Source organism: Paenibacillus sp. FSL H8-0548, assembly GCF_038630985.1.
Classification (GTDB): Bacteria; Bacillota; Bacilli; order Paenibacillales; family Paenibacillaceae; genus Pristimantibacillus.
The window spans coordinates 3,192,118-3,217,933 of record NZ_CP152049.1 but is presented as its reverse complement, the minus strand read 5'-3'; the positions used below and the strand labels follow the sequence as shown (position 1 = coordinate 3,217,933).

Here is a 25,816-nt window from a genome sequence, read left to right as displayed (position 1 = left end):
CGGGCTTACTGTCATTCCGTCTTACCTAGGCATTGGCATAATATCGACGGAGCCGTCTCCAACACCCTCATCAACAGGTAAATTGTTTTTTATTTTTTCCAAAACTGCATTTCCACGTGTCTCCCACTCTGTGAGTGCCTCGCGAGCTGACTTCGTTCCGTTAATTACTTCCTGGAACAGCTCATAGCCAGGCTGCTGTGCCTCCCAAATGCCTGGATTTTCACGGTAAATCTTTTCATCATCCGTGTTCGTAGGCATCAATGGCTTCAATGTTGTAAAAGCATCAATATTGTATTGCATACCGCCAATTGGAGTTAGAAACTCTTTGCGAGCTACCATCTCGTACAGGCTTCTGGATTTCAGCTTTGCCCATTCCTTGCTGTTCGAAAACTTAATAAATTCCCATGCATCTTTATCATTTTGCGCTTTGCTGTTTATCGCCATTAATTGGCTTAACGCAATATTGCCGCCTACATTCGGATCGTTAGGATGAACTGGCACCGTTACGACATCCCAGTCTACAGGCTCAAAATCTTTAATTTTTGAAGCGTTGTCTGATGCCTTCTTGAGTTCATTAATATAGCCATATTCTCCGATCGTCATAGCTACCTTTCCTTTAATGAACAAATCTCCATAAAAAGGATCATTTACACCTTCAGTGCTTTGCTTCTCATAAATTTTATTAATAAATTCTTGAGTTGGAACAATTTCTTCCTTGTACAGCGACGCAACCGTACTCCATACATCTTCCCACTGATCGCTATTAACTAGCATTTTCTCAACCTTGTCATCCCACATCTTCAACTGAAGAGCTTGACTATATAATTGCGCACTGCTATAACCATCGGACTGCCAACGATTAAACGAGAATCCAAATTTACGATCCTCACCTTCACCTGAAGAAACTTGACGAGCAAGATTCAATACATCAGCCCATTGCATTTTATCTGTCGGAGGGGCAATGCCCGCATCAGCAAACAATTTTTTATTATAATAAAGTGCAGAGGAGCTGAACGTAGGCGTCAAGGCGTACAGATTGCCGTCACCTACCGCTTTTATGCCTTCAATAACAGTAGGGACATAATCAGTCAAATCAAATTTATCCTGTGTAACAAGCGTATCCAGTGGTTGAAGCAGGTTATCCTGCGTCATTCGGCGCAGCATGCTGTAATCAATGACGACTACATCAACCGGATTTGTGCCGTTAAGCATTCCTTTCATTTTCTCATACGTATCGGGCTGAGTATAAGGCTTCGATGGATCGGTTTGCTCGAAGCGCTGCTCATCATAATTGATTGCACCTACAATTTCAAACTCAATGTTGGGATGCGATATTTCAAACATATCCGTATACTGCTGCCGGAAATAAGGCTCGTTATCTGATCCGCCATAAAGAACGCCGATACGAAGCACTCGTTTTTCAGTAGATTCCTCCGCGCCGCTGCTGCACGCAGCAAGCAAGCCGATTAGCAGCGCTAGAGTCAAGCTAACCAAAGTGAATTTACGAAAAATTTTACCTGAAAATCGCTTGTTATTCATCCGATTTAACCTCCAATGATTTTGGCGGAGTTATAATAATCCGTTCGCCGTCAAATTCCATAGTTGCTTTGTCTTTAATATTTAAAGCTGTTAAATACTCCTTGGGTACTTGTAATCGTCCGACTCGGTCTACGACGACATAAGCTTCATGCACAGACTGCAGCCCGCTGGCAGCAGCAGAAACCTCTAGCGAACCATCCTCCAGATTAATATTCGGGTTTCGCTTTATAAACTCGGTGCTCGTCAAACCATCCCGAATGGCTACCACTCGGTCAACCTTTCCTGCCAGCGTTAAATCATGCGTTACGATTACGATCGTAATCCCAATCTCGCGATTAAGCCTTCGAAAAATACCCATTATTAAATCGGATGTTGCCGTATCTACCGACCCGGTTGGCTCATCGGCAAGCAATAGCTTAGGCCGATTGGAGAGCGATATCGCAATCGCTACCCGTTGCTGCTCTCCACCGGACAGCTGATGGAGCTTATTGTGCATTCGCTCCTTCAAGCCTACCCATTCGAGCAGCTGCTTCGCATAAGCGCGGTCAACCTTGCCAGAGAGCATCATTGGCATTTCTACATTTTCAAGCGCTGTGAGGTATGGCAAGAGATTGCGGGCATTATTTTGCCAAATAAAGCCTACCGTTTCTCTCTTGTACTTCACAAGATCCTCTTCAGAAATTTTGAGCAAATCCCACGGTCCGACATGCACCTGTCCAGCTGAGGGGCGGTCAAGACCGCCCAGCGTATTGAGCAGCGTCGATTTGCCGCTGCCGCTGTTCCCGATGATAGCCATAAGCTCGCCTTCATTAACTTTTAAATTCAAGCCTTGCAAGGCGACAACCTCTAGATCGTCTGTCTTGTAAATTTTCACCAAGCCCTCGCAATCGATCATCGCTGTAGTCATCGTTCCTCTCCCATCTTGACGGCTTGATGCACTCTAAGCCTGCGAATATGCAAGAAGAGCAGCAGAGCACCAATCAGCATCATAAATCCTACTACAACAAACAATTGGTTCGTATCGTTCGCTTCGAAGATAACTCGGAAAGGTGGCACGGTTTCCGCAACATTTTCTGCCGTTTGTAGAAATGGAAGAAACAGAAGACTAACCGCTTTCCCAATGATTACACCAAGCCCGATGGCAAGGCCCGCTGTGAAGATCTGCTCTAGCAGCAGCATTCCTGTAAGCTGTCTGCGAGATAGTCCCATCGCGCGCAATACGCCAAACTGAACGACACGTCCAGACAAATTAAAGAACCAAAAGAGAATATAGCCCGCTAAAGTGATTATTACAGATACAAGAAAGCCTAGACTTAAAATGCCGAATACACCGCCCCTTGTTGGCAGCTTCGATTGCATAATCAGCTCGCTTCTTACATCCTTGACGGCTGCGAGCTCAACACCTGCTTTTTGAAGCCCTTCAACGATTGGAGCAACCTTGGCATCGGGTTTCATCTTCAGCCATACCTCATATGGAATAAGTGGAAGCTGATCATAAATATAATCTAGATTTGTTATGATAAAAGGTGATTTATCCGGATATTGGCTAGGCCAATACGGCAAAATGCCAACGACTACAAAATCGACCTTTCCTTCAGGAAAGCCCACGGAAACGGGATCTCCAAGCTTAAGCTGATACTTCTCCGCTACTTTCGTAGGAATCAGCGCAGCATTCTCATAGAATCCTAAGTTATTTAAATAATAGTTAGGATGAGCAGCGTAAAGATCGTTGCGGAACCAGCCTACCTTCGCAAAATCCACGTTGTCAATTCCCATAATGGTACCTTGACCGATGGATTTCCCTGAAATCACAACGCTGCCCTTAGTTTGCAGCACACGTGCAGCAGCTTCTACGCCTTCAAGAGAACGAAACAGCTCAAACGGAGGCTCACTATACAAAATTTTAGTTGGCACGCTTTGGCCGTTGCCTCCGGAGCCGCCACCAGCTCCGCCCCCGCCAGCTCCACCGCCTGAGCCTCCACCGGTTCCACCGTTGTTGCCGCCATTATTATTGCCTGGCGTTGTTACAATTTCAGCAGAGCCTTCCCACACCGTTTGAATCGTCACATCAGCGCCATATTTATACAGCGTGCGTTCCGTTGAGTTCAAATCGATAGTTCTAGCTGCAGATGCGTTGTAAACGCCAAGTCCAAGCGTTAACACTAACAAAATCATAAGTGGATAATACCCCTTAGAGGAGCGTGAAAGCTGTGTGAGTGTCAAATAAAGCGGCACAGGCAAGAACTTGCGTCCTATCCATGTGAATAGCTTCAACAGCCACGGGAACAGCCGCAAAAAAAACAACCCTAATGCAAAAATAGACAGCGCCGGAACAAAGAACAGAAACGGCTGAACATTCAATTGATCTGTCGTCATCCCAGTTTTGAACGTCAGCATTTGCCGCTCATTGAACATATACCAGCCATAGCCTGCAGCAGCGAGCAATAATACATCCAAATACCAGCGCTGCCAGCTCGGCTTCCGATCCGATCTTGCCAAATCCTGCTTATAGCTGACAATGGATGATCTCGCATAGATAACGGCGGGAATAATTGTCGCTAGAAGAGCGAGCAAGACCGCTGCCGCACCTGCGATAATCGCTTCTGTTGAGAAGCCGACCGGTATGGACTTTCGATTGACGAAGGAGAGGAAGCCATTCGCCGAGCCAATGCTCTTGGCCATGAACCATCCGATAAAAGGACCGCTGGCAAGTGCAATCGCTCCAAGGAGCAGTCCTTCCAGCAAATAAATCCAAATGATCTGACGTGTGCCTGCTCCCCGGCTTCGAAGCACGGCTATATCACTGCGCTGTTTATCCAGCGACTGCCGAGCATTCATAGCAATGAAGAAGAAAACCATTGCCAGCATCGGAGCAGCGAGCGTGAACAGCAGCGTCTGCAGCTGCAGGCTTTGCTTCTTGAATTCCGTTAACGTAGATGCAAAAGAAATTTCGACTCTTGTCTCAGCCAATCGCTGATACAATTCAATATTCAAGCGCTCCAGCGTCCTGCTTAGCGGCGAAAGCTGACTCGTTTGAATTTCCGAAAGATTAAAGGCATAATACCAGCTGGCATTATGAATAGGAATGCCTCTTTTCGCAAGCAGCACCTGATCGAATGCCGGCTCGCTAATTTGGAAAGTATTCAGAAGGCTCTCCATCCCTTGATACCAGTAAGCACTCGTTTCTGTCAGCGGTTTAACCGCACCGACGATTTTGACCCGAAGTGTAAGGTTTAGACCGCCGTATACCGGATATTCAAAAACATCACCGATATGTACATCATTACGATACATCGCTTCCTCGAACATCACAGCCTCGAGAAGCCCTTCATCTCCTGCAGCATTCACAAACCATCTGCCCTGTGCAAGCTCCGTATTCGCTTCAAGCTCTGACATCGTCATGATGGTCAATTGCCGATTGCGCCCAGCATCCACCTTCGTGGCATCCTCAGGCACTACCTCAGCACTGCGAATCGATTTACTATTAACATAGGTGCTGAAGGGAAAACCAATTTCTTGCGGAACACCTTCAGTTATGTAACGCTCAAGCTCAGATAACGCCGATAACTCCGTTTTCCCGCCAGCGGGTGATTGATACCTCATAAGCAGTGAGCCTGCCGGCAAGCCAGCACTCTTCTGCTGCAGCGATTCAGCCACAACTCGTTTGAGAGCACCGTCTGCGTACATTGGTATACTGGTCGCAAATGCAACCGCTAAGGTCAGACCCGCTAGCGTGCTTAAGGTTAGCCAGCGCGTGTTCCACATTTTGCGAAACAAAAAACGAAACAGCGGAATCCCCATCGGCTATCTACCTACAACTTTCTGCCCCGGCGTCAAGCCTTGCAATATTTCAATCTGGGTCGCCGTTTGTTGGCCGACCTCTACGTCTACCTCACGCTTGCCATCCGCATCAATCACCTGCACATAAGTACGAGACCCGATTGAACGAAGCGTGGAAGGAGGAATAACAATGGCGTTTACCGTGCGCTTCGTAATGATGTTAATGGAGAGCGGTGTGCCTCTATTCAAGTTTTTAGGCAAATCCGTAAGATCAACGATCATGAAATCCTCTGGCCTCTCCGGCTTCACTTCACCAGAATTGCCACCGCCTCCTCCGTTGCCAGTTTGGTCCTCTGCTTTGACTGGGAGAAGCTTCACCTTCCCTTTAAAGGTCCCTACATTACTAATATTAGCTGATACCTCTAAGCCTACAGCAATCTTCTCAAGCTCTGTTTTGGTTAGCTTCGCAGCCGCCGTAATTTTACTCGTATCGGCTACAATAGCAATGGGTGCATACGCTTTAATTAAATCGCCTTTCTGTACATTAAGCGTAACAATCGTCCCGCCAAACGGGGCTGTCAAAGTCGCTTTGGCAATTTCCGCTTCCTTATCAACCAGCGCCTGCTTGCGCTCCTCGAAAGCAATCGATTTTTCTTCGAATTCAATCGGGTCCATTTCGTCGCGCGCACGAAGCGTCTCTTTCATTGCAATTTCCTCTTTTTTAAATGCAAGCTTATCCATCCTTAACGCTTTGGCCAAATCATCAACATCCAGCTCTCCGATCACTTGCCCTGCCTTTACTGTCTCTCCTGCTTTCACATACAGCTGCTTCAAATGCTTGCCGTCCAATGTGAAAAACAATGTTTCTTCTTCCAAGGAGATCAGCTTTCCAATAACCTGTACTTTTGTCTCAAGCGTCGCGGTCGTCACCTCATACTCCGGCTTCTTAGCGATTTGAGGCGGCGCTATTTCAGGCAATACCTCTTCTTCTTCCTCTGCTGGGAGCAGAGAGCACCCGCTTGCAAACAATAATGAAACACTCATAACAGCAACCATAGTATTTTTAAATAAACTTTCCGTCCACCATTTCATAGACACGGTCGGCAACCTCCAAAATCGTAGGATCATGTGTAGTCATACAAATTGTAACTTGTTCAGTGCGAATAATATTTTGGAAAACCGCCATAATTTGAGCCGACATTCCTGAATCAAGCTCCGCTGTAGGCTCATCAGCCAGAAGGAGCATCGGCTTATGTGCGATTGCCTTGGCAATGGCGACACGCTGCTGCTCTCCCCCTGACAGCTCGAAAGGACGATGATTCATACGTCGCTCCAAGCCTACCAGCTCTAGACATTGCAGAACTCTATCCTTCCACTGGGCTCGTGGAATTCCAGCCATACGCAACGAGAGCTCAACATTTTCTCTCGCCGACAACAGCGGCATAAGCGCAAAAGCTTGGAAAATGAACCCCATATGCTTCCGTCTAACTAATGTTCTTTGATCATCGCTCATGCTGTGAAACGGCAAACCGTTAAATAAAATTTCTCCATTGCTAGGTGTATCCAGCCCGCCCAAACAGTTCAGAAGCGTTGTCTTGCCAGAGCCTGACCTTCCTCTTAGCATGACTAATTGACGCTCCTTGAGCTCCATTCGTATACCTTTCAATACATGCAGTGGCGTACCACCAACTTTAAATGTACGTACTAGATCGGTAACGGTAAGTAGATTGCGGCTTTCTTCAGCCGATTCAAGGTTTACTTCTGTTGACTCTTCATCTCCTTGCAAAATGGCCATTTGTGCTTCTGATTCCTCCTCAACCTACCTTCATAATTCTCATCTTACATGATAGACGCAGGATATGATTAAAAAGTTACGTCAAAATAAAACATCTTTTCAAAACCACTCAGTTTATAAAAAAGAGGCCTTTAGCGAATGCATATGCATAACGCTAAAAGCCGCAGCTGCAACCTTTTATTTCACTTTGAACTGAGCAATCGCATCATCAAGCTCACGAACAATTTCATCCAAATGCGCAGCAGCTGACGAAATATTGTCCATAAGCGCAAGCTGTTCCTCTGTTGCGGCTGCAACGCTCTCCGTCTTCTCCAGATTAACTGAAGCCGTCGAAGCGGTTTGCTCCATAGAAGCACTAACCTGCTCTGAGCTTGCGGACATTTGCTCGGTAATTGCTGAGTTCTCATGAATCTGTTCACTCATTTGGATAATCGAAGCGACAATTACATCTAAGTTTTGTCGAACCTCGCTTACTCGCTCAGCGCCTTTCTCCATCTCTTCCATCGTTTGGGTCATGTAACCCGCAGCTCCATCAATTTCACTGCGAGTTACGTCAACAAGCTGGTGTATCCCATCCGCGGAAGCGAGCGAGCCTGCCGCAAGCTTTCGAATTTCTCCTGCGACCACAGCAAATCCTTTGCCATGCTCACCTGCACGTGCAGCTTCAATCGATGCATTAAGCGACAAAATATTCGTTTGGTTGGAGAAGCTCGTAATGTTGTCAGCAATTGTCCCTATCTCCCGCGAACGATGCTCCAGCGTTAAGATTGTAGCAGACAGCTTGCCTATAACCTTAGTAATCTCGTCCATTTGAGAAACAAGACGCAGCAGCGCTTCATGGCCAAGATCCGCCTGCTCAGCGGTTGACGTAGATTTATCAGCTATGGAAGCTGTATTCTCAGCGATCCGCTGAATACCAATCGTCATTTCACCAATCGCTCTAGACGTTTCCTCAGCACCTCTTGCCTGCACTTCCGAGCCGTTGGCTACCTCTTGAATATTAAGAGCCACATGCTCAGCAGCTGCTGCGGATTCCTTCGAAGCTGTTGTAAGCTGATGCGTCGACTTAGTAACTTCCTCCGCATTCTCTGCGATCCCGCTAATTAGTCGCTTCATCGCATCTATCATATGATCAACAGACCGTGCAATACTGCCCAGCTCGTCCTTACTGTACCTCTGATCAGGAGGTATGCTCAAATCACCTTGCGCCACTCGTTCCGTTTTGAAGACCACACTTTTAATTGTCCTCATAATTTGACGAACAATATAGTAACAAGAGATAAGCAGTATAAGCGTCACCACGCCTACAGACACATTTGTAAATAGCTGACTGTCGTCCAAATCATCGGCTATACTCGCAATTTTCTCCTGCGCATAAATGTCTATGCTTTGCCCAATCTCATCAATGCCAGACCGGCTCGTTTGAAAGCTATTATCGATTTGTTTGTTTTTGAAATTATCGGAATTATTAGCCGCTGCTTTAACCGCTGCCGCTGTCCAAAAATTAAAATTAGCCTTGAATTCGATTAAAATCTGATCAATGCTGCGCTTGGACTCACCAGCTGCCAAGTGCTGAAGATCATTTTCGTACAAAATCTTCTGAGCTTCTCCGATACGTTCCTCTACCTGTTTAATATTCTCTGCTAGTTCTTCCCGTGCTGCATCAGCCTCGGGCTGATCAAGCGTTCCTGACTCAATCTTCAAATAAGCCTGATACGCCTGATACATATCGCGATCCGCATTTAGAACCAGCTTGTCGACTTGATTAGTCGTCTCATAAATTTCTTCTTTCATTTCTGTGAAAACACTTCTCTGCTGTCCGAGCAAATAAAAGCCGCTCACCGCATAAAAGAAGAGTGGAATAAGTGCTAGCAATGCCAGCCTCACTCGTAAAGATAATTTCATTAATAAACCGCCTTTCAATTCTTGGAAATACTTCTACATCTTATATCGGGAAAATTAATTAATTTGAGAAGAGGATTTCAAAAAAAATTTTTTATATCGAATACACGATTCCTTCAAACAAAAAAGGCGTGTTCTCGTAATAAAGAGAGCACACCTTTCAGGAAAAAAAGAATTCAGATTATTTACCGAATGATTGTGGATCTTCTCTCCAGGCTTTCAGTGCTGCTACGTCTTCTGGAGCGATTTTTCCAAGCTCTAGTGCGGATTCAATTAACGCACTGTAGTTAGACAAGGTTGCAAGAGGCACATGCTCGGCTTCAAATGATTGGATCGCTGAAGCGAATTCATAGGTGAAGATTGCTAGTACTGACAACACCTCTGCGCCAGCCTCCCGAACCGCTAGCGCTGCTTTCAGTGAGCTGCCGCCAGTTGAGATTAAATCCTCGATGACAACAACCTTCTGACCAGGCAATACACGCCCTTCGATCTGGTTTTGCTTGCCGTGGCCTTTCGCTTTATCGCGAATATATGCCATGGGCAGATTAAGCTTCTGCGCAACCCACGCTGCATGAGGAATTCCTGCTGTGGAGGTGCCGGCAATAACCTCGGCATCCGGATAACGATCGCGAATAATTGCCGCAAAGCCTTCAGCAACCATTTCACGAATAGCCGGATAAGTCATCGTAAGACGATTATCGCAGTAGATTGGTGAAATGATGCCAGATGTCCATGTGAATGGCTCATTTGGGCGTAATGCAACAGCTTCGATTTCAAGCAAGCTCTTTGCAATTTGGTTAGGCAGTTCTGCTAATGATAGTTTACTCATGGTTAGTCATCTCCTCAATAATGGATTCAAGCGCACTGCGTGGACTAGCTGCTGCCGTTATCGGACGGCCGATGACCATATAATCAGTGCCTTGACGCAGCGCCTCGCTTGGCGTCATAATACGAGATTGATCATTTAGAGCCGCTCCCGCAGGGCGAATGCCTGGTGTTACTGTTTTGAACGACGCACCGCACAGCGCCTTAATGGCCTCAACCTCGGAGGGTGAGGCCACTACGCCATCAAGACCGGCTTTTTTCGTAAGCTCCGCATAGCGCAGTACGGCAGCCTCTACTGAGCCTTCGATCCCAATTTGCTCATTCAGCATCGATTGGCTCGTGCTCGTCAAGTGGGTAACAGCAATGACGGTTGGTTTACGAAGCCCACTCCCGCTAAGCGCAATGTCTACCCCTTCGAGTGCAGCCTCAAGCATGTCGCTGCCGCCTGCGGCATGAACATTAAACATGTCCACACCAAGCTTCGTCACGCTGCTTGCTCCACCTTTAACTGTGTTCGGAATATCATGCATTTTAACATCGAGAAAAACGTAATAGCCTCGCTCTTTTAAGCTCTGCACAAATGAAGGACCTGCGGCGTAGAACAGCTGCATTCCCACCTTCAAATAACAAGGAATGCCCTCCAGCTCGGCAATTAAACGCTCGGCTGCTCCTGCATCCGGATAATCAAGCGCAACCATAATTCGCCCTGCTGCTTGCTCGTTTGTCAACTTCATTCGAAATCGCTCCTTTTTCTCTGTTCATTTGCATAATAAACGGCCATACGTTTGCTCCACCCTAATCTCTTCATTAATGAAAAGATTAGGGGAGCAAGTAACGCTGGCCGTACTTTTAAGCTTGTATCAGCTTATTTCTTTTGAAGCAATACCGGCATAGAGCGTGATGAGAAGTTCAACGTTTCGAGCATCACTAGCAATGCGCGTACAGTGTCCAGCGATGTCATACATACAACACCGTTCTCAACAGCTTCACGACGAATCCGGAATCCATCACGCTCAGGCGCTTTGCCTTTTGTCAACGTATTGACAACAAACTGCGCTTCTCCTTCACGAACAAGATCTAGAATATTCGGTGAGCCTTCGCTTAGCTTATTCACAGTCGTAACGATCAAGCCTGCTTCTTCAAGCGCTTTTGCCGTTCCGCCTGTTGCAATAATTTTGTAGCCGAGGTTAAAGAAGCCGCGCAGCAATTCTGTAGCCTCTTCCTTGTCCTTATCCGCTACAGTTGCAATAATGGCACCCGAGGTTGGAATTTTCATTCCTGCGCCGATGAGGCCTTTATAGAGAGCTTTAGCATACTGTACATCGCGGCCCATGACTTCACCCGTCGATTTCATCTCCGGAGTCAATGTCGGGTCAACGCGGCGAAGCTTAGCGAAGGAGAATACAGGTACTTTAACCGATACGTATTCATCCTCAGGCCATAAGCCATCTACATAACCGAGATCAGCAAGCTTCGTTCCAAGAATCGCTTGAGTAGCAAGATTCGCCATAGGAATGTTTGTTACTTTGCTCAAGAATGGTACAGTACGTGACGAACGCGGATTAACCTCGATGACATATACCTTCTCTTGATGGATGACGAATTGGATATTTACTAGACCAATGACATTCAACGCTTTGGATACACTGATCGTAATGTCGACGATTTGCTTTTTAATATCATCGGAGAGCGACTGTGGCGGATATACCGCGATGGAGTCACCGGAGTGAACACCTGCACGCTCAACATGCTCCATGATTCCAGGGATAAGCACAGTTTCACCATCACAAATCGCGTCTACCTCTGCTTCTTTACCAAGCATATAACGGTCAATAAGCACCGGATGCTCTGGGTTGATTTTCACAGCAACCTCCATGTAGCTAAGCAGATCTTCATCGGAGTATACGATCTCCATAGCACGGCCGCCAAGAACATAAGAAGGACGAACAAGTACCGGATAACCAAGACTTTGAGCAGTTACAACCGCATCATCTACCGTAGTAACGGTCTTCCCGTCAGGCTGTGGAACATTCAAGCTGCGAAGCAAAGCTTCGAACTTCTTGCGATCTTCCGCAGCATCGATGCTCTCTAGGCTGGAGCCTAGAATACGAATGCCCGCTTTGGATAGTGGTGCTGCAAGATTAATGGCTGTTTGACCACCGAATTGTACGATAACGCCAATCGGATTTTCTTGCTCGATAACGTTCATTACATCCTCGAAGAACAATGGCTCAAAGTACAATCTGTCGGATGTGCTGAAGTCTGTCGATACCGTCTCTGGATTGTTATTAATGATAACCGCTTCATAGCCAGCTTTCTGGATTGCCCATACCGCATGGACAGTAGAGTAATCGAATTCGATACCTTGGCCGATTCGAATTGGACCTGATCCAAGAACAAGCACCTTTTGCTTGTCTGTTTGGATAACTTCGTTTTCCACTTCATAAGTTGAGTAGTAATAAGGTGTTGACGCTTCGAATTCAGCAGCACATGTATCGACCATTTTGTAAACTGGCTTTAAGTTAAGCTGCACGCGAAGTGCACGCACATCTTCTTCAGTTGTATGACTTCCATTTGGAAAACCTTCGTTCCGAACCTCTGCGATCGAGCGATCAGAGAAGCCTTTGCGTTTTGCTTCATATAGCGTTTGTGCAGACAGCGTTGACTCACTGCGCATACGATCCTCGAACGCTACGATCGACTGGATCTTGTCAAGGAACCACCAATCGATATTTGTAAGGTCTTGAATATCTTGCAGCTTGTAACCGCGGCGGAAAGCCTCCGCTACGAGGAACATACGCTCATCGTCCGGCTTCTCAAGGCGCGAGCGAAGCACGGCATCCTCCAATGAAGATGCTTCCTTCAAATGAATGCGGTGTGCGCCGATTTCGAGCGAGCGAACCGCCTTATGAATCGATTCCTCGAAAGTACGGCCAATCGCCATAACTTCGCCTGTTGCTTTCATTTGCGTGCCTAGCTTACGGTTCGCGTTAACGAACTTGTCAAAAGGCCAGCGTGGAATTTTCGATACGATATAGTCAAGTGTTGGCTCAAAGCAAGCATACGTTTGTCCAGTAACTGGATTAACAAGCTCGTCCAAAGTGTAGCCAATCGCAATTTTTGCTGCCATTTTCGCAATCGGATAGCCCGTTGCTTTAGAAGCAAGCGCCGATGAACGGCTAACCCGCGGATTTACTTCAATAACATAATATTGATAGCTTTGTGGATCTAGCGCGAACTGTACGTTACAGCCGCCTTCAATGTTCAAAGCGCGAATGATTTTCAAAGATGCCGAACGAAGCATTTGGTATTCACGATCAGACAAGGTTTGGCTAGGTGCTACTACGATGCTGTCGCCTGTATGAACGCCAACCGGATCAAAGTTTTCCATGTTGCAGACCACGATACAGTTATCGTTCGCATCACGCATTACTTCATATTCTACTTCCTTCATGCCTGCGATCGATTTCTCGATCAAGCACTGGCTGATCGGGCTGTAACGAATACCGGAAGCAACGGTCTCGCGAAGCTCTTCCTCGTCCGCACAAATACCGCCGCCTGTACCGCCCAGCGTGTATGCAGGACGAACGATGATCGGATAGCCAATCGTATTGGCAAAGCTGATCGCAGCTTCAACAGTCGTAACGATGTCACTATCGGGTACCGGCTGCTCCAATTCGCGCATAAGGTCACGGAACAAATCGCGATCCTCTGCTTTCTCGATAGCTGTCAGCTGAGTTCCTAGCAGCTTAACGTTTTCGCGTTCAAGAACGCCTGCACGTGCTAGCTCAACAGCCATGTTAAGGCCGGTCTGTCCGCCTAGCGTCGGAAGAAGTCCATCCGGACGCTCCTGGCGTATAATTTGTGAAACGAAATCTAATGTAATCGGCTCGATATATACTTTATCAGCCATATTTGTATCCGTCATAATCGTTGCCGGGTTACTGTTTATAAGAACAACCTCGTAGCCCTCTTCCTTGAGTGCCTGGCAAGCTTGAGTACCTGCATAGTCGAATTCTGCCGCTTGTCCGATGACAATTGGGCCAGAACCGATCACGAGAATTTTTTTGAGTTCATTATTTTTGGGCATACTGAAGCTCTCCTTTCAACGTCTCCGATAACACTGCTTGACGAGGTTTTTGTGGGTTATTTTGCTTGTGCGTACGGATCATTTGCAGGAATTCATCGAACAAGTAGCTGGAATCATAAGGTCCCGGTGCCGCCTCTGGGTGATATTGAACCGAGAAAGCTGGGAATGTTTTATGCTTTAAGCCTTCAATCGTACGGTCATTGTTATTGATATGAGTAATCTCTAGGTTAGTGCTGCCTATAGAATCATCAAGCACGGTATAGCCGTGATTTTGTGAAGTAATGTAGCAGCGATTCGTTGAGAGCTCTTTAACCGGGTGATTTCCACCGCGATGTCCGAATTTCAGCTTTGTTGTCTCTGCTCCACAAGCAAGTGCGAACAGCTGATGACCTAAGCAAATGCCGAAGATTGGATATTCACCAAGCAGCTCAGAAATCATTTTCACAGCGTATGGTACATCCTTCGGATCCCCAGGGCCATTAGACAATTGAATGCCATCTGGAGCTAGGCGACGAATTTCATCTGCTGTTGTATTGTGAGGAACTACAACGACATCGCAGCCGCGTTTCGTAAGCTCGCGCAAAATCCCGCTTTTCGCACCAAAGTCTACCAATACGATACGCTCGCCTTGACCAGGGCTTGAGAATACATGTGATGTCGATGTACGTGCAACTTGATCTGTCATGAGCTGAGAAATATTGAGGCGCTCAGCAAGCTCTTCAACACGCTCGTTGCCTGTTGTAATAAGGCCCTTCATCGTTCCGTAATTACGCAGCTTACGCGTAAGCATACGAGTATCAATTTCGCTAATGCCCGGAATGCCATATTCCTTCAAAAGCTGGCCTAGTGAATATTGTGCACGCCAGTTGCTTGGCACTTCTTCATGACGACGTACTACAAATCCGTGAATAAAGGGACGCATAGCTTCAAAATCATCACGAGTAATACCATAGTTTCCGATTAGCGGATAGGTCATCGTCACGATTTGCCCACAGTAGGACGGATCGGACAGTACCTCTTGATAACCTGTAATCCCTGTATTAAATACAACCTCTCCCATCATTTGTGCTTCTGCACCGAACGAAAGGCCCGTAAACAACGTACCGTCTTCCAACAATAATCTTGCTTGCATCCGTATCACTCCTCAGGTGTTGATTAACCCATATATTGGCTTAAGTATGTTGATAAAATGATTATTCTGACCACACAACCGCGCCGTCTACAATCGTTGTCACAGGCCAGCCGCTAAGCTTCCAACCGCCAAATGGCGTATTATTGCTTTTCGAAGCGAATGTGCTTGGATCAACGGAACGCTCGCTGTTTAGATCCACGATCGTTATATCTGCTGGCGCACCTTGCTCCAAGCGCCCTGTCGGCAGACGGAACACGCGAGCTGGATCAGCAGTCATGCGCTGTAATAGGAAACCAAGTGTCCACTTGCCCGTTTGCACAAATTTTGTGTACAAGAGCGGGAAAGCTGTTTCGAATCCTACGATGCCAAATGGTGAAAGCAGTACACCGCGCGCCTTCTCTTCAGCGCTGTGCGGAGCATGATCGGTAACGACCATATCAATCGTTCCATCCTCTAATGCCTCGATAACCGCTTTAACATCGCGCGGCGTGCGAAGCGGAGGATTCATTTTCCAATTCGCATCCTCAAGGCCCGGAATATCCTCATCGGACAAGATCAGATGATGCGGGCAAACCTCAGCAGTTACACGTACTCCGATTTGCTTAGCCAAACGGATCAAGCGAACCGACTGCTCCGTGCTGACATGGCATACATGATAATGAACGCCGGTCGCTTCCGCTAGCAGCACATCTCTTCCGACATGAATGGCTTCCGATTCATTCGGAATGGCTTTCAAGCCATGCTTGCGGGAGAACTCGCCTTCCGATGCCCAAGCGCCTTCCACCAAAGTGTCATCCTCACAGTGAGCGATAATCGGCATATCCATCGATTGCGCTAGCGCCATCGCGTTCTTCATCATTTGCGCGTTCTGTACACCGACGCCGTCATCTGTGAAACCAATGGCTCCGGCTTCCTTAAGTGAAGCAAAATCCGTCAACTCTCGGCCAAGCTCGTTTTTGGTAATAGATGCGTAAGGCAATACCTTAACGATACCCACCTGCTCGGCTTTATTTTTAATATAGCTCACGGTTTCAGCAGTATCGGTTACCGGACGCGTGTTAGGCATACAAGCAATCGTTGTGAAACCGCCCTTAGCAGCTGAGCGAGTACCTGTTGCAATATCTTCCTTGTACTCGAAGCCCGGGTCCCGCAAATGGACATGCATATCGATAAAGCCTGGAGATACCAGCTTGCCTTGTGCATCAATAACCTCTGAGCTGCCTGTGTCTGGTGTTTGTCCTCCGTCTATAACTGCATCAATTTTACCGTTTGTTATTTGTATATGCTTGCTCTCTAGAGCACCAGAAGCTTCGTTCCATACGCTACCGTTCATAATCCATAAAGACATTGTGTAATCCCCTTCCGAATTGGTTCGATCTCTGCTGCTTTTATGGTTAGCTTAGAGCCCGTTCAATGACGGCCATCCGAATCGGAACACCATTCTCCATTTGAGGGAAAATGCGTGATTGCGAATGCTCAACAAGCTCATCGTCAATTTCTACATTCCGATTAATCGGCGCAGGATGCATAATAATCGCATGTTTGGCTAGCCTGCTTGCCCGTTCCACCGTTAATCCGTATTGCTCACGGTAGATTTCAGCAGAGCTGAGCATGCCGCTTTCGTGACGCTCAAGCTGTACCCGAAGCATCATCACCACATCTGATTTTAAAGCTTCATCTATAGAAACATAATTCACATCGAGCTCAGCAGCCTGCATATTCGGCGGTGAGCAGAAGTTTACGTTCACCCCAAACTTTTGCAGCGCCCACAGATTCGATCTTGCAACGCGGCTGTGAAGCACATCGCCTATGATCGAAACCGTCAAACCTTTAAGATGCCCAAAATGTTTCTGCATCGTATACATATCCAGCAGCGCTTGAGTCGGATGCTCATTATTTCCATCACCAGCGTTAATCAAAGGAACCTTAATTTTTGTTGCCAGTTCGGCAAGCACCCCAATTGGCTTTAATCGAATGATGCCCACATCGATCCCCATTGATTCTAGTGTGCGAACTGTATCATAGATCGACTCGCCCTTTTGCACGCTCGATACCGCAGATGAGAAATTCAGTACCTCTGTACCGAGACGTTTCTCAGCAACCTCGAATGAAAATCGAGTTCTTGTACTATTCTCAAAAAACATATTAGCTGCAAATTTCCCTTGCATTGTCGTATGAACCTTTGAGTCTTGCTGTTCCCAATAAGCCGCTCGATCAAGAATAGATTGAATCTCTTCCTTATCAAGCTCCTTTAATCCGAGCAAACTCCGTTGTTTGAGCTGTGTCACCGTCATCCGGCTTGCCCCCTTTGATTAATTATCGTGACTTGATCGATTTGGTCAATTTCAGTTAGAGCCACTTCGATTTGCTCCTGCTTTGAGGAAGGCACGTTTTTACCGACAAAATCAGGCCTAATCGGCAGTTCTCGATGTCCTCTATCCACCAGCACTGCGAGCTGTATCGATTGCGGACGCCCGCAATCCATAAGTGCATCCATCGCCGCTCGTATGGTACGTCCTGTGTAAAGCACGTCATCGAACAATATAATTCGTTTGTCCTCGACCGTGAAAGGGACACCATCCGTATTCCCTATAGCCGCTGCTATTTCTACATCCGCAGAAATGACCGACTTGCGATCATCGCGGTAATGTGTAATATCCAGCTCGCTAACGGTCACTGGCTTGCCTTCGATTTCCCCGATTCTTTCTGCAATTCGCCGAGCGAGATATATCCCGCGAGTGCGAATCCCTACAATAATACAATTATCGATGCCCTTGTTCTTCTCCACGATTTCATGAGCAATTCGCGTTAATGCCCGGCGAATTGCCGTTTCATCCATGATGACCAAATGCTCTTCTTCCGTCATTTCCGCTGTCTCCCTCCATAATCGCCTAAATGTAAGGTTGCGATAAAAAAAGCTCCTTGCAAAAATCGCAAGGAGCTTGTGATTGGCCATGAAGGGATAGGGACATGCCTAGGCCGCTTCCGTCACAGAAAGCTGCTTATTAGGCTGTCCTATTCTTCTCTTCGCTGAACCAATTATTCACGCTACCTTGCCAGCCTCTCGGGACTGAGTTAAAGGTACTGCTATATATCATAGAAATTATCCCACGTTCGACAAAACATGTCAAGTAAAAACGAATATTTCCGCTTGAACTTAGTGTGAACTAATTCTAATTAGCTATACCTAGGCAGCGCTGATCACTCATTTTTATTACAGAGTTAATTTACGAATTCTTTCAACTGCTTTTTCTGTATTTTCTTTGCTGCCGAATGCTGTCAGCCGGAAATAGCCTTGACCGCTTTGACCGAAGCCTACGCCAGGTGTTCCAACGATGTTCGCTTCTGTAAGCAGCTTATCGAAGAAGGACCAAGAATCCATGCCCTTCGGTGTTTTCAGCCAGATGTAAGGAGCGTTCACTCCCCCAAACACTTCAAGCCCCAGTGACGCCAGTCCATCACGGATAATCGCTGCATTGGTCATGTAGTACTCAACCAACGATTTGATTTGTTCTTTGCCCTCTGCCGAATAAATAGCAGCAGCACCGCGTTGAGTCACATAGGATACACCATTGAACTTTGTTGTATGACGGCGATTCCACAGATCATTGATCAAAACCTCATTGCCGAAAGCATCAAGACCCTTAATTTCACGCGGAACGACTGTATACGCGCAGCGAACGCCGGTAAAGCCAGCTGTTTTAGAGAAGCTGCGGAATTCAATGGCTACCTCACGTGCGCCTTCGATTTCATAAATGCTATGCGGAACATCCTCTTCTTGAATAAAGGCTTCATACGCGGAGTCATAAAGAATAATGCAGTTGTTTGCCTTCGCATAATCAACCCAAACTTTAAGCTCTGCCTTCGTAAGCGTCATCCCTGTCGGGTTGTTCGGATAGCACAAGTAAATGATGTCTACCTTGCGATCCGGCAAGCTTGGCTTGAAGTCATTTTCAGCCGTGCACTCCAGATAGCTGATATTGTCGTAACGCTTTGTCTCTTGGTTGTATTTGCCTGAGCGACCAGCCATTACATTCGTATCTACATATACCGGATATACAGGATCTTGAACGGCAACGATGCTGTTTTGGCTAAAAATTTCTTGAATATTGCCGACGTCGCATTTCGAACCGTCACTAACGAAAACTTCATTCGTTGCAATGTCAATGCCCCGTGCTTTATAGTCATTCTCGATGATCGCGTTAATTAAGAAGTCATATCCTTGCTCTGGGCCATAGCCTCGGAACGAGCCCGGCTCTGCAAGCTCGTTTACCGCGCTATGCATCGCATTTAGAACGACATCCGGCAAGCCGCGAGTAACATCGCCAATGCCCAGACTAATAATTTCAGCAGTCGGGTTCTCTTCAATAAATTTATTGCGGCGCTTAGCAATTTCAGAAAACAAGTAGCTGCCTTGCAGTTCCAAGTAGTTTTGATTTATCGATGTCATTTCATGTCACCTGTCCTTATTTTCTCATTGAGTTCTGTCGTTATTGCTTAGAATAACTTACTTCCCAGCTTGAAATAATGAAGAATGTGGTGAAATGTTTGCACTATTGGACGATCAAACTATCTGGATCGCAAATTGCTTAAAACATACTCAAAATCAGCAGGCAAAGGCATCTCAAATTCCAGCCGCTCGCCGCTCCGCGGATGCGTAAAGCCAAGCCGTGTAGCATGCAGAGCTTGTCCCTTAAGCGCTACTGTTTTGTTGCGTCCATAAACCGGATCTCCAGCAAGCGGATGACCGATATACTTCATATGCACACGAATTTGATGAGTGCGCCCTGTCTCAAGCTGCAGCTCAACAACGGTATAATCGCCTAACCTCTCCAACACATGAAAATGTGTAACTGCATTTCTGCTGTTGCGTTCTGTCACTGTAAACAGCTTGCGGTCGTTCAAGTCACGTCCGATCGGCGCATCTATAGTTCCTTGATCATGCGGTAAATTGCCATGAACGAGAGCAATATATTTTCGAGTGACCGTATGCTCCTTCAACTGCTCAGCCAAAGAGATATGTGCAAGATCATTTTTCGCTGCCATCAGCAAGCCTGTAGTATCTTTGTCTATACGGTGAACAATGCCCGGACGAATCATGCCATTGATACCGGATAAATCCTTGCAATGATACATTAGAGCGTTCACAAGCGTCCCCGAGGAATGGCCTGGGGCAGGATGAACGACCATGCCGCGTTTTTTATTGACCACTATCAAATCTGAATCCTCATAAATAATTTCCAGTGGAATATTTTCCGGCACAATTGCCGCTTCCTCAGGCTCCGGAATTTGTAAAACAACACGATTCCCTGGAACAATCTTCACATTTGCTTTGGCAATCTTGCCATCTACTTGAACGGCACCTGCCTTAATCCATTCTTGTACTTGTGTTCTGGATACACCTTGATTATCAATTAGGTCTGTTACAAACTTATCTACCCGTTCTCCTGACTGCTCCTCTTCCGCAATCCACTCCAACGGCTCTTCATTATACAGGTTGCTGCTCATGATTGTTTTGATCCTTGTCCTCTCCATCTTGCATACGTTTTTTTTCATCTTTTGCTGACATTAAGGTGTCGATAAGAATGAGTATTACACCGCAGACGATTCCTGAGTCCGCAATATTGAAAATTGGAAATTGATAGCTGCCAAAATTAAACTGCAGAAAATCGACAACCTCTCCAAAGCGCGCGCGGTCCAAAAAGTTTCCAATCGCTCCTCCAAGCACCATTCCGAGTCCGATTAACAACGCCGGGTTAGCAGTCTTCCGCATTACCTGTATGTACCAAATAATACCTGCGACTATTACGATCGTAATGATGATGAAAAAAAATCGTTGCTCCTGCAAAATGCCAAATGCAGCACCTCGATTTCGATGCGAAGTAATAAGAAAAAAATTACCGATAACGCTAATTTGTTCCATGATCTCTAATTTTGACTCAATTAATCTTTTTGTAACAAAATCAAGGATAAATACCAAAACCGCTAGCCAGTAATAATAAAAACGCATCTGATCACTCCTATTTTTTTGTGAAGCAACGTTTCAATCCCATCAATTGTAGCATACGGAGCCAAAAGAGAGCCAGCGCCCATAAATAAACTACTTGCTTCCATTGAAGCCCATACTGAAAAGCTGACTTTCGGATAAGCTAATACAGCAATTATGTTTGTCTGCTAAGGAGTGTGATCGAAATGACAACCCTATCACAAGGTCAATTACAATTGCTGCAAAGCAGGTTAATGAACGAACAGCGTGAAATCGAGCATCGTCTCGCTGACGATGATCATTACGGTCTTGCTCATTCCCTTCGCGATAATACCGGTGAGCTTTCTACAAATGACAATCACCCTGCGGATACAGCAAGTGAGCTTTACGAGCGCGGAAAAGATATTGCGCTAATTGAGCAGGAAGAGCTTCATTTATTACGTATTGAGGCCGCCCTAAATGCCATTTCGAGCGGCTCATACGGTATTTGCGAAGCCTGCCATGAACCGATTCCTCTGGATCGATTGGATGCTGTGCCCGACACTTTATATTGTATTGAACATGCTCCCCGCCAGCAATTGTCGACTAACCGGCCTGTTGAGGAATTAGTGCTTGATCCTCCATTTGGCCGAACAAGCATGGATGAGCACGATTCCTACAACGGCTTTGATGGCGAGGATGCTTGGCAAATTGTTGAGCAATTTGGTAATTCAGATTCTCCCGCCATGTCTGAAAATCGTGATGTGGCCGATTACGACCATATTGGCATTGATGCCTTCGAGAATGACGGCTTTGTAGAGTCTATCGAAAGCTTTCTTGCAACAGATATTACTGGCCGTCACGTCTCTGTCATTCGCAACCGAGAATATGAGCATTATATGGAAAGTGGAGAAGGAGATCATGTTCTCGAAAGTGATGAGCCTAACGAGAACGGATGACTAATAGGATTTCCCTTCAAGCTGAATTTGTACAATTCGAACGATGTCAGCAATATAATCGCCAATAATAGGCAGATTGAGTGCACCTAGTATTTGCAGCACGTATAAAATCGTTGCAGCAAAAAAAGTAAAGCCGATCGCAATGCCTACACCTCTTGCCGTACCTGCAAGTAGGTTTCTCCAAATTAAAGATCTTGGACGATTAAGCAGATCAACATATTCAGCAATTTGTGTACGCTCCATATCGGCTGCAATAGATTGCAGCCGCTTGTCAAGCTTGCTTAACGAGGATTGCAGCTCATTCAAATTTTTCGGCTGTTCCGGGTTTTTTATTTCCATCCGTGGCATCCCCCTTGTCAAACAATAAAACGAGGCTTAACCTCCCCCAGCCGCAGTGAACTTGCGACCTTTCGGTCGCTTGCTTGCGCAGCCGGAAGGCGACAGCCTCGTTTTCACTTCTTATTTTCCTTTATACTATATCCTTAACCGCGAATGAAAATCCCTATTTCTTTATTTCCGATTGCTACTTTTTCCATTTCAGCAACCACTTCGTATGTGACCGTTTGTACAAGCACATTATCATGTAGCACTTCTTTGAATGCCTCAAGCGCAGCTTTAAGCTCGCTATCCACATCAAGCACAAGATCAATACGCTTTTCAATTGGCAAATCAAGCTTTTTGCGCGTATCTTGAACGGCACGAATAACTTCACGGACTAAGCCTTCTTGCTCTAGCTCAGGTGTAATATCTGTATTCAACGCTACAGTAACACCATTGCCAGATGCAGAAGCAAAACCTGACTTCGCCTGCTTCTCCACTAACAGCTCATCCACTGAAATCGCAAGCTGCTCGCCCTCTGCACTTGTGAAAGCGAAGCTGTTGCCATTAACGATGCTGCGCGTTTGTTCAGCGTCCAAGCCCTTCAGCTGAGCTTGAATAGCACCTACGTTTTTGCCATATTTTTTGCCGGCAACCTTCAAATTCAGCTTCAGCGTAAAATCAACAAAGCCGCTGTCTGAGTTTTGGACGATGATCGCTTTTACATTAATCTCGTCCTTCACGATCTCCTCGTAGCCTGCCACATCAAAGTCGCGATCCAGAGAAACGATCAGCTCCGATAGAGGCTGGCGCGTTTTTATCCCTGTTTCATTGCGCACATTGCGTGCGAGCTCTACGATTTGCTTCGCGCTTTCCATATCCTGCTCTAATGTTTCATCGATTGCAGCTTCATCCGCTTTAGGGTAATCCGCCAAATGGACGCTTCCAGCTCCGCCGAGGTTTCCGTAAACATCCTCCGCGAGCAATGGCGCATAAGGTGCAATGACACGGGAGAGTGTAAGCAATACGCTCCGCAGCGTCTGGTATGCAGCAAGCTTCTCTGCCGACAGTCCGCTTCCCCAGAAACGATCACGTGAACGGCGAATATACCAATTGCTAAGCTCATCAACAAATAGCTCGATCGATTTGGCTGGGTTCAGGAAGTCATTTACTTCCAGTCCTTTGTTTACCGTTTTGATTAGGCTGTTCAAGCGCGAGATGATCCAGCGATCAAGCTTGTTGCTCGACGTCGTTTCTTCATGCTCAGCATATTGATAACCGTCGATGGATGCATACAACGCGAAAAACGCATGCGTATTTACAATCGTATCGATAACCTTTGATTTGGCTTCGCCAACAATACCGCGTGAGAAGCGTTTGCTGTTCCAAGGCGCGCTATCTGCAAGAAGAGCCCAGCGGAATGCATCGGTTCCGTACTCATTGATGATTTCCCAAGGATCGATAACATTCCCCTTCGATTTGGACATTTTTTGTCCATTTTCATCCAAAATATGACCTGTCGAGATAACGGCTTTATAAGGTGCCTTGCCATTGTAAAGCGTTGAAACCGCAAGCAGACTGTAGAACCAGCCCCGCGTTTGGTCAATACCTTCACAAATGATGTCAGCCGGATATTGTTCAGCAAATTGTTGATCGTTCTCAAAAGGCTGATGCTGCTGCGCGAACGGCATTGATCCGCTGTCGAACCAAACATCAATAACTTCTGGCGTGCGAGTCATTTCCGCTCCCTCAGCAAATGGTGATCTCAGCTTAATATCATCCACGTATGGCTTATGAAGCTCAATATCCTCCGGCACATCACCGATAGCCATCGCACGCAAATCAGCAATGCTGCTTGGTGAATACTCCTTGCCTGTCACATCACAGACCCACACATTCAGAGGCGTACCCCAGTAGCGGTTGCGGCTAATATTCCAATCCACCAGATCCTCTAAAAACTTGCCAAAGCGACCCTCGCGAATATGTCCTGGGTACCAGTCCACACCATTATTGTTGGCGATGAGTTGATCCTTAACTGCAGTCGTCTTAATAAACCAGCTCTCCATTGCATAATAAATCAATGGTGTTTTGCAGCGCCAGCAGAACGGATAGCTATGCTCATAGCGCTCTTTGGAATAAAGCAAACCGCGTTCGCTTAAGTTTTTCACGATGTCGATGTCGAGCTCGCTGTCTTTAACGAAACGACCTGCAAAGTCTGTTACTTCTGCTACATACCGTCCTGCCAAATCAACAACACTCAGCATGCTGATGCCATTCTCCCGTGAAACCCGATAGTCATCCTCACCGTGTGCAGGAGCAATATGAACGATACCTGTACCGCTGGTGTCACTGACGAAATCGCCAGCAATGACAATATGTCCTTTATCGATGGCCATATAATTAAATGGCGGCTCATAGCTAAGGCCTACTAGCTCAGCACCTTTAACAACAGACAAAATTTCATATTCTTCCTTCAGAACACTCTCCGCTAAGTTTTGAGCAACGATATAAACTTCGCCGTTCTTAGCTGCCCGAATGTAATCTAGCTCTGGATTAACTGCTAACGCTACGTTTGCTGGCAGCGTCCAAGGCGTTGTCGTCCAAGCCAGAATGAATTCACCCGACTCAGCAAGCTTGAATTTCGCTGTTGCACTTAAATCCTTAACATCCTCATAGCCCTGCGCTACCTCATGTGAACTCAGTGTCGTTTGACAATCCGGGCAATAAGGACTTACGCGGTGACCGCGGTATAACAAGCCTTTACCATGAATCGTTGATAAAATATGCCAAACACTTTCGATATATTCATTTTTTAGTGTGATATACGGATTGTCTAAATCAGTCCAGTAAGCAATAGCTTCTGTAAGCTCGCGCCACTGCTTCTCGTATTCAAATACGCTGGCTTTACATTTTTTCACAAACTTTTCTACACCGTACTCCTCGATCTCCTGCTTGCCGGAAATACCCAGCTGCTTCTCAACGCCAAGCTCAACGGGAAGTCCATGTGTATCCCAGCCCGCTTTACGAATAACCCGGTAGCCTGCCATCGTCTTGTAACGACAAATAAAATCTTTGATTACACGACCAAGCACGTGACCGATATGCGGAGCGCCGTTTGCAGTCGGAGGCCCTTCATAAAACACAAAGTTTGGCTTGCCTTCCCGATTAGTAATCGATTGTTTAAAGGTATCCTCTGTTTTCCATTGCTCCAGCACACGCAGTTCACGACTGCGTGCACGCTCCTTAACATCTACGCGTTGCATGATTTCAGCCTCCTATGTTTAAAAAAACAAAAATAAAGCCTCATCCCTATGAGAAGGGACGAGGCTTAGTCGCGTTACCACCCTTGTTCCGCATCTGCTTCTGCCCAAATTTCTGGACTTAAGCTGAAGGCAAGCAGCTCAAGCGAGCTGTGCTTCATGCGGCACCTTAGTCGCGAACTCTACGTTCGCGTTCCCTGTAACGGGGGACAGCCGTCAACACTTACTGCTGCTCTCGCAGGTTCGGCGCC

Annotated in this window: 19 protein-coding genes and 1 other annotated feature (1 of these 20 cut by a window edge); of the genes, 1 reads left to right on the top strand and 18 read right to left on the bottom strand. The window is 46.5% G+C overall.

Annotation, left to right across the window (positions count from 1 at the left end; all coding sequences use genetic code 11):
* Positions 1–21: 21 nt before the first annotated feature.
* The 16 genes from MHI37_RS13270 to lspA form a co-directional block, all read right to left on the bottom strand.
* A complete protein-coding gene (locus MHI37_RS13270; protein WP_076339202.1) occupies positions 22–1,539 on the bottom strand; it encodes an extracellular solute-binding protein in 1,518 nt (505 codons plus the stop codon).
* Positions 1,532–2,434, bottom strand: coding sequence for an ABC transporter ATP-binding protein (locus MHI37_RS13265; protein ID WP_076339231.1), 903 nt, complete (start codon positions 2,432–2,434; stop codon positions 1,532–1,534). Before MHI37_RS13265 ends, MHI37_RS13270 begins: the two co-directional genes overlap by 8 nt.
* A gap of 8 nt (positions 2,435–2,442) precedes the next feature.
* Positions 2,443–5,340, bottom strand: coding sequence for an FtsX-like permease family protein (locus MHI37_RS13260; RefSeq protein ID WP_076339203.1), 2,898 nt, complete (start codon positions 5,338–5,340; stop codon positions 2,443–2,445).
* A gap of 3 nt (positions 5,341–5,343) precedes the next feature.
* Positions 5,344–6,411, bottom strand: coding sequence for an efflux RND transporter periplasmic adaptor subunit (locus MHI37_RS13255; RefSeq protein WP_076339204.1), 1,068 nt, complete (start codon positions 6,409–6,411; stop codon positions 5,344–5,346).
* Positions 6,383–7,114, bottom strand: a complete 732-nt coding sequence (locus MHI37_RS13250) for an ABC transporter ATP-binding protein (protein WP_076339205.1) — start codon at positions 7,112–7,114, stop codon at positions 6,383–6,385. Before MHI37_RS13250 ends, MHI37_RS13255 begins: the two co-directional genes overlap by 29 nt.
* A gap of 177 nt (positions 7,115–7,291) precedes the next feature.
* Entirely contained in the window at positions 7,292–9,019 is a 1,728-nt protein-coding gene (locus tag MHI37_RS13245; protein ID WP_076339206.1) for a HAMP domain-containing methyl-accepting chemotaxis protein, read from the bottom strand.
* A 178-nt stretch (positions 9,020–9,197) separates the two neighbouring features.
* A complete protein-coding gene (gene pyrE / locus MHI37_RS13240) occupies positions 9,198–9,845 on the bottom strand; it encodes an orotate phosphoribosyltransferase (protein WP_076339207.1) in 648 nt (215 codons plus the stop codon).
* Entirely contained in the window at positions 9,838–10,575 is a 738-nt protein-coding gene (pyrF, locus tag MHI37_RS13235) for an orotidine-5'-phosphate decarboxylase (RefSeq protein WP_076339208.1), read from the bottom strand. Before pyrF ends, pyrE begins: the two co-directional genes overlap by 8 nt.
* A gap of 131 nt (positions 10,576–10,706) precedes the next feature.
* A complete protein-coding gene (gene carB / locus MHI37_RS13230; RefSeq protein ID WP_076339209.1) occupies positions 10,707–13,931 on the bottom strand; it encodes a carbamoyl-phosphate synthase large subunit in 3,225 nt (1,074 codons plus the stop codon).
* Positions 13,918–15,063, bottom strand: a complete 1,146-nt coding sequence (gene carA, locus MHI37_RS13225; RefSeq protein ID WP_076339210.1) for a glutamine-hydrolyzing carbamoyl-phosphate synthase small subunit — start codon at positions 15,061–15,063, stop codon at positions 13,918–13,920. Before carA ends, carB begins: the two co-directional genes overlap by 14 nt.
* 61 nt (positions 15,064–15,124) lie before the next feature.
* The gene (locus MHI37_RS13220; protein ID WP_076339211.1) at positions 15,125–16,411 is read right to left on the bottom strand and encodes a dihydroorotase; all 1,287 of its coding nucleotides are present in this window, start codon (positions 16,409–16,411) and stop codon (positions 15,125–15,127) included.
* A gap of 46 nt (positions 16,412–16,457) precedes the next feature.
* On the bottom strand, positions 16,458–17,357 hold the full coding sequence (locus MHI37_RS13215) for an aspartate carbamoyltransferase catalytic subunit (protein ID WP_076339212.1): 900 nt from the start codon (positions 17,355–17,357) through the stop codon (positions 16,458–16,460).
* Positions 17,354–17,929 (bottom strand): bifunctional pyr operon transcriptional regulator/uracil phosphoribosyltransferase PyrR, encoded by a 576-nt coding sequence (pyrR, locus tag MHI37_RS13210; protein ID WP_076339213.1) that lies wholly within the window; start codon positions 17,927–17,929, stop codon positions 17,354–17,356. The genes MHI37_RS13215 and pyrR overlap by 4 nt, the downstream gene beginning before the upstream one ends.
* A gap of 348 nt (positions 17,930–18,277) precedes the next feature.
* Positions 18,278–19,513, bottom strand: coding sequence for an LL-diaminopimelate aminotransferase (locus tag MHI37_RS13205; RefSeq protein ID WP_076339214.1), 1,236 nt, complete (start codon positions 19,511–19,513; stop codon positions 18,278–18,280).
* A gap of 119 nt (positions 19,514–19,632) precedes the next feature.
* On the bottom strand, positions 19,633–20,571 hold the full coding sequence (locus tag MHI37_RS13200) for an RluA family pseudouridine synthase (RefSeq protein ID WP_083676504.1): 939 nt from the start codon (positions 20,569–20,571) through the stop codon (positions 19,633–19,635).
* Positions 20,552–21,073, bottom strand: a complete 522-nt coding sequence (gene lspA, locus MHI37_RS13195) for a signal peptidase II (protein ID WP_076339216.1) — start codon at positions 21,071–21,073, stop codon at positions 20,552–20,554. The genes MHI37_RS13200 and lspA overlap by 20 nt, the downstream gene beginning before the upstream one ends.
* 182 nt (positions 21,074–21,255) lie before the next feature.
* On the opposite strand from lspA, the gene MHI37_RS13190 reads away from it, so the two are divergent.
* On the top strand, positions 21,256–21,987 hold the full coding sequence (locus MHI37_RS13190) for a TraR/DksA C4-type zinc finger protein (protein WP_076339217.1): 732 nt from the start codon (positions 21,256–21,258) through the stop codon (positions 21,985–21,987).
* On the opposite strand, the gene MHI37_RS13185 is transcribed toward MHI37_RS13190, so the two are convergent.
* The gene (locus MHI37_RS13185) at positions 21,988–22,326 is read right to left on the bottom strand and encodes a DUF5665 domain-containing protein (RefSeq protein ID WP_076339218.1); all 339 of its coding nucleotides are present in this window, start codon (positions 22,324–22,326) and stop codon (positions 21,988–21,990) included.
* Between the two features lie 143 nt (positions 22,327–22,469).
* Positions 22,470–25,568, bottom strand: a complete 3,099-nt coding sequence (gene ileS / locus MHI37_RS13180; protein ID WP_076339219.1) for an isoleucine--tRNA ligase — start codon at positions 25,566–25,568, stop codon at positions 22,470–22,472.
* A 51-nt stretch (positions 25,569–25,619) separates the two neighbouring features.
* Positions 25,620–25,816, bottom strand: a binding site (T-box leader) (it continues 108 nt past the right edge of the window).

Bases quoted from the DNA above. Each gene is read 5' to 3' on its own strand.
- MHI37_RS13220 (WP_076339211.1), bottom strand. From the start codon at position 16,411: ATGTCTTTATGGATTATGAACGGTAGCGTATGGAACGAAGCTTCTGGT.
- MHI37_RS13185 (WP_076339218.1), bottom strand. From the start codon at position 22,326: ATGGAAATAAAAAACCCGGAACAGCCGAAAAATTTGAATGAGCTGCAA.
- lspA (WP_076339216.1), bottom strand. From the start codon at position 21,073: ATGCGTTTTTATTATTACTGGCTAGCGGTTTTGGTATTTATCCTTGAT.
- MHI37_RS13190 (WP_076339217.1), top strand. From the start codon at position 21,256: ATGACAACCCTATCACAAGGTCAATTACAATTGCTGCAAAGCAGGTTA.
- ileS (WP_076339219.1), bottom strand. From the start codon at position 25,568: ATGCAACGCGTAGATGTTAAGGAGCGTGCACGCAGTCGTGAACTGCGT.
- MHI37_RS13250 (WP_076339205.1), bottom strand. From the start codon at position 7,114: ATGGCCATTTTGCAAGGAGATGAAGAGTCAACAGAAGTAAACCTTGAA.
- carB (WP_076339209.1), bottom strand. From the start codon at position 13,931: ATGCCCAAAAATAATGAACTCAAAAAAATTCTCGTGATCGGTTCTGGC.
- MHI37_RS13205 (WP_076339214.1), bottom strand. From the start codon at position 19,513: ATGACATCGATAAATCAAAACTACTTGGAACTGCAAGGCAGCTACTTG.
- MHI37_RS13255 (WP_076339204.1), bottom strand. From the start codon at position 6,411: ATGAAATGGTGGACGGAAAGTTTATTTAAAAATACTATGGTTGCTGTT.
- pyrR (WP_076339213.1), bottom strand. From the start codon at position 17,929: ATGACGGAAGAAGAGCATTTGGTCATCATGGATGAAACGGCAATTCGC.
- MHI37_RS13215 (WP_076339212.1), bottom strand. From the start codon at position 17,357: ATGACGGTGACACAGCTCAAACAACGGAGTTTGCTCGGATTAAAGGAG.
- MHI37_RS13265 (WP_076339231.1), bottom strand. From the start codon at position 2,434: ATGATCGATTGCGAGGGCTTGGTGAAAATTTACAAGACAGACGATCTA.
- MHI37_RS13270 (WP_076339202.1), bottom strand. From the start codon at position 1,539: ATGAATAACAAGCGATTTTCAGGTAAAATTTTTCGTAAATTCACTTTG.
- MHI37_RS13245 (WP_076339206.1), bottom strand. From the start codon at position 9,019: ATGAAATTATCTTTACGAGTGAGGCTGGCATTGCTAGCACTTATTCCA.
- MHI37_RS13260 (WP_076339203.1), bottom strand. From the start codon at position 5,340: ATGGGGATTCCGCTGTTTCGTTTTTTGTTTCGCAAAATGTGGAACACG.
- carA (WP_076339210.1), bottom strand. From the start codon at position 15,063: ATGCAAGCAAGATTATTGTTGGAAGACGGTACGTTGTTTACGGGCCTT.
- MHI37_RS13200 (WP_083676504.1), bottom strand. From the start codon at position 20,571: ATGAGCAGCAACCTGTATAATGAAGAGCCGTTGGAGTGGATTGCGGAA.
- pyrE (WP_076339207.1), bottom strand. From the start codon at position 9,845: ATGAGTAAACTATCATTAGCAGAACTGCCTAACCAAATTGCAAAGAGC.
- pyrF (WP_076339208.1), bottom strand. From the start codon at position 10,575: ATGAAGTTGACAAACGAGCAAGCAGCAGGGCGAATTATGGTTGCGCTT.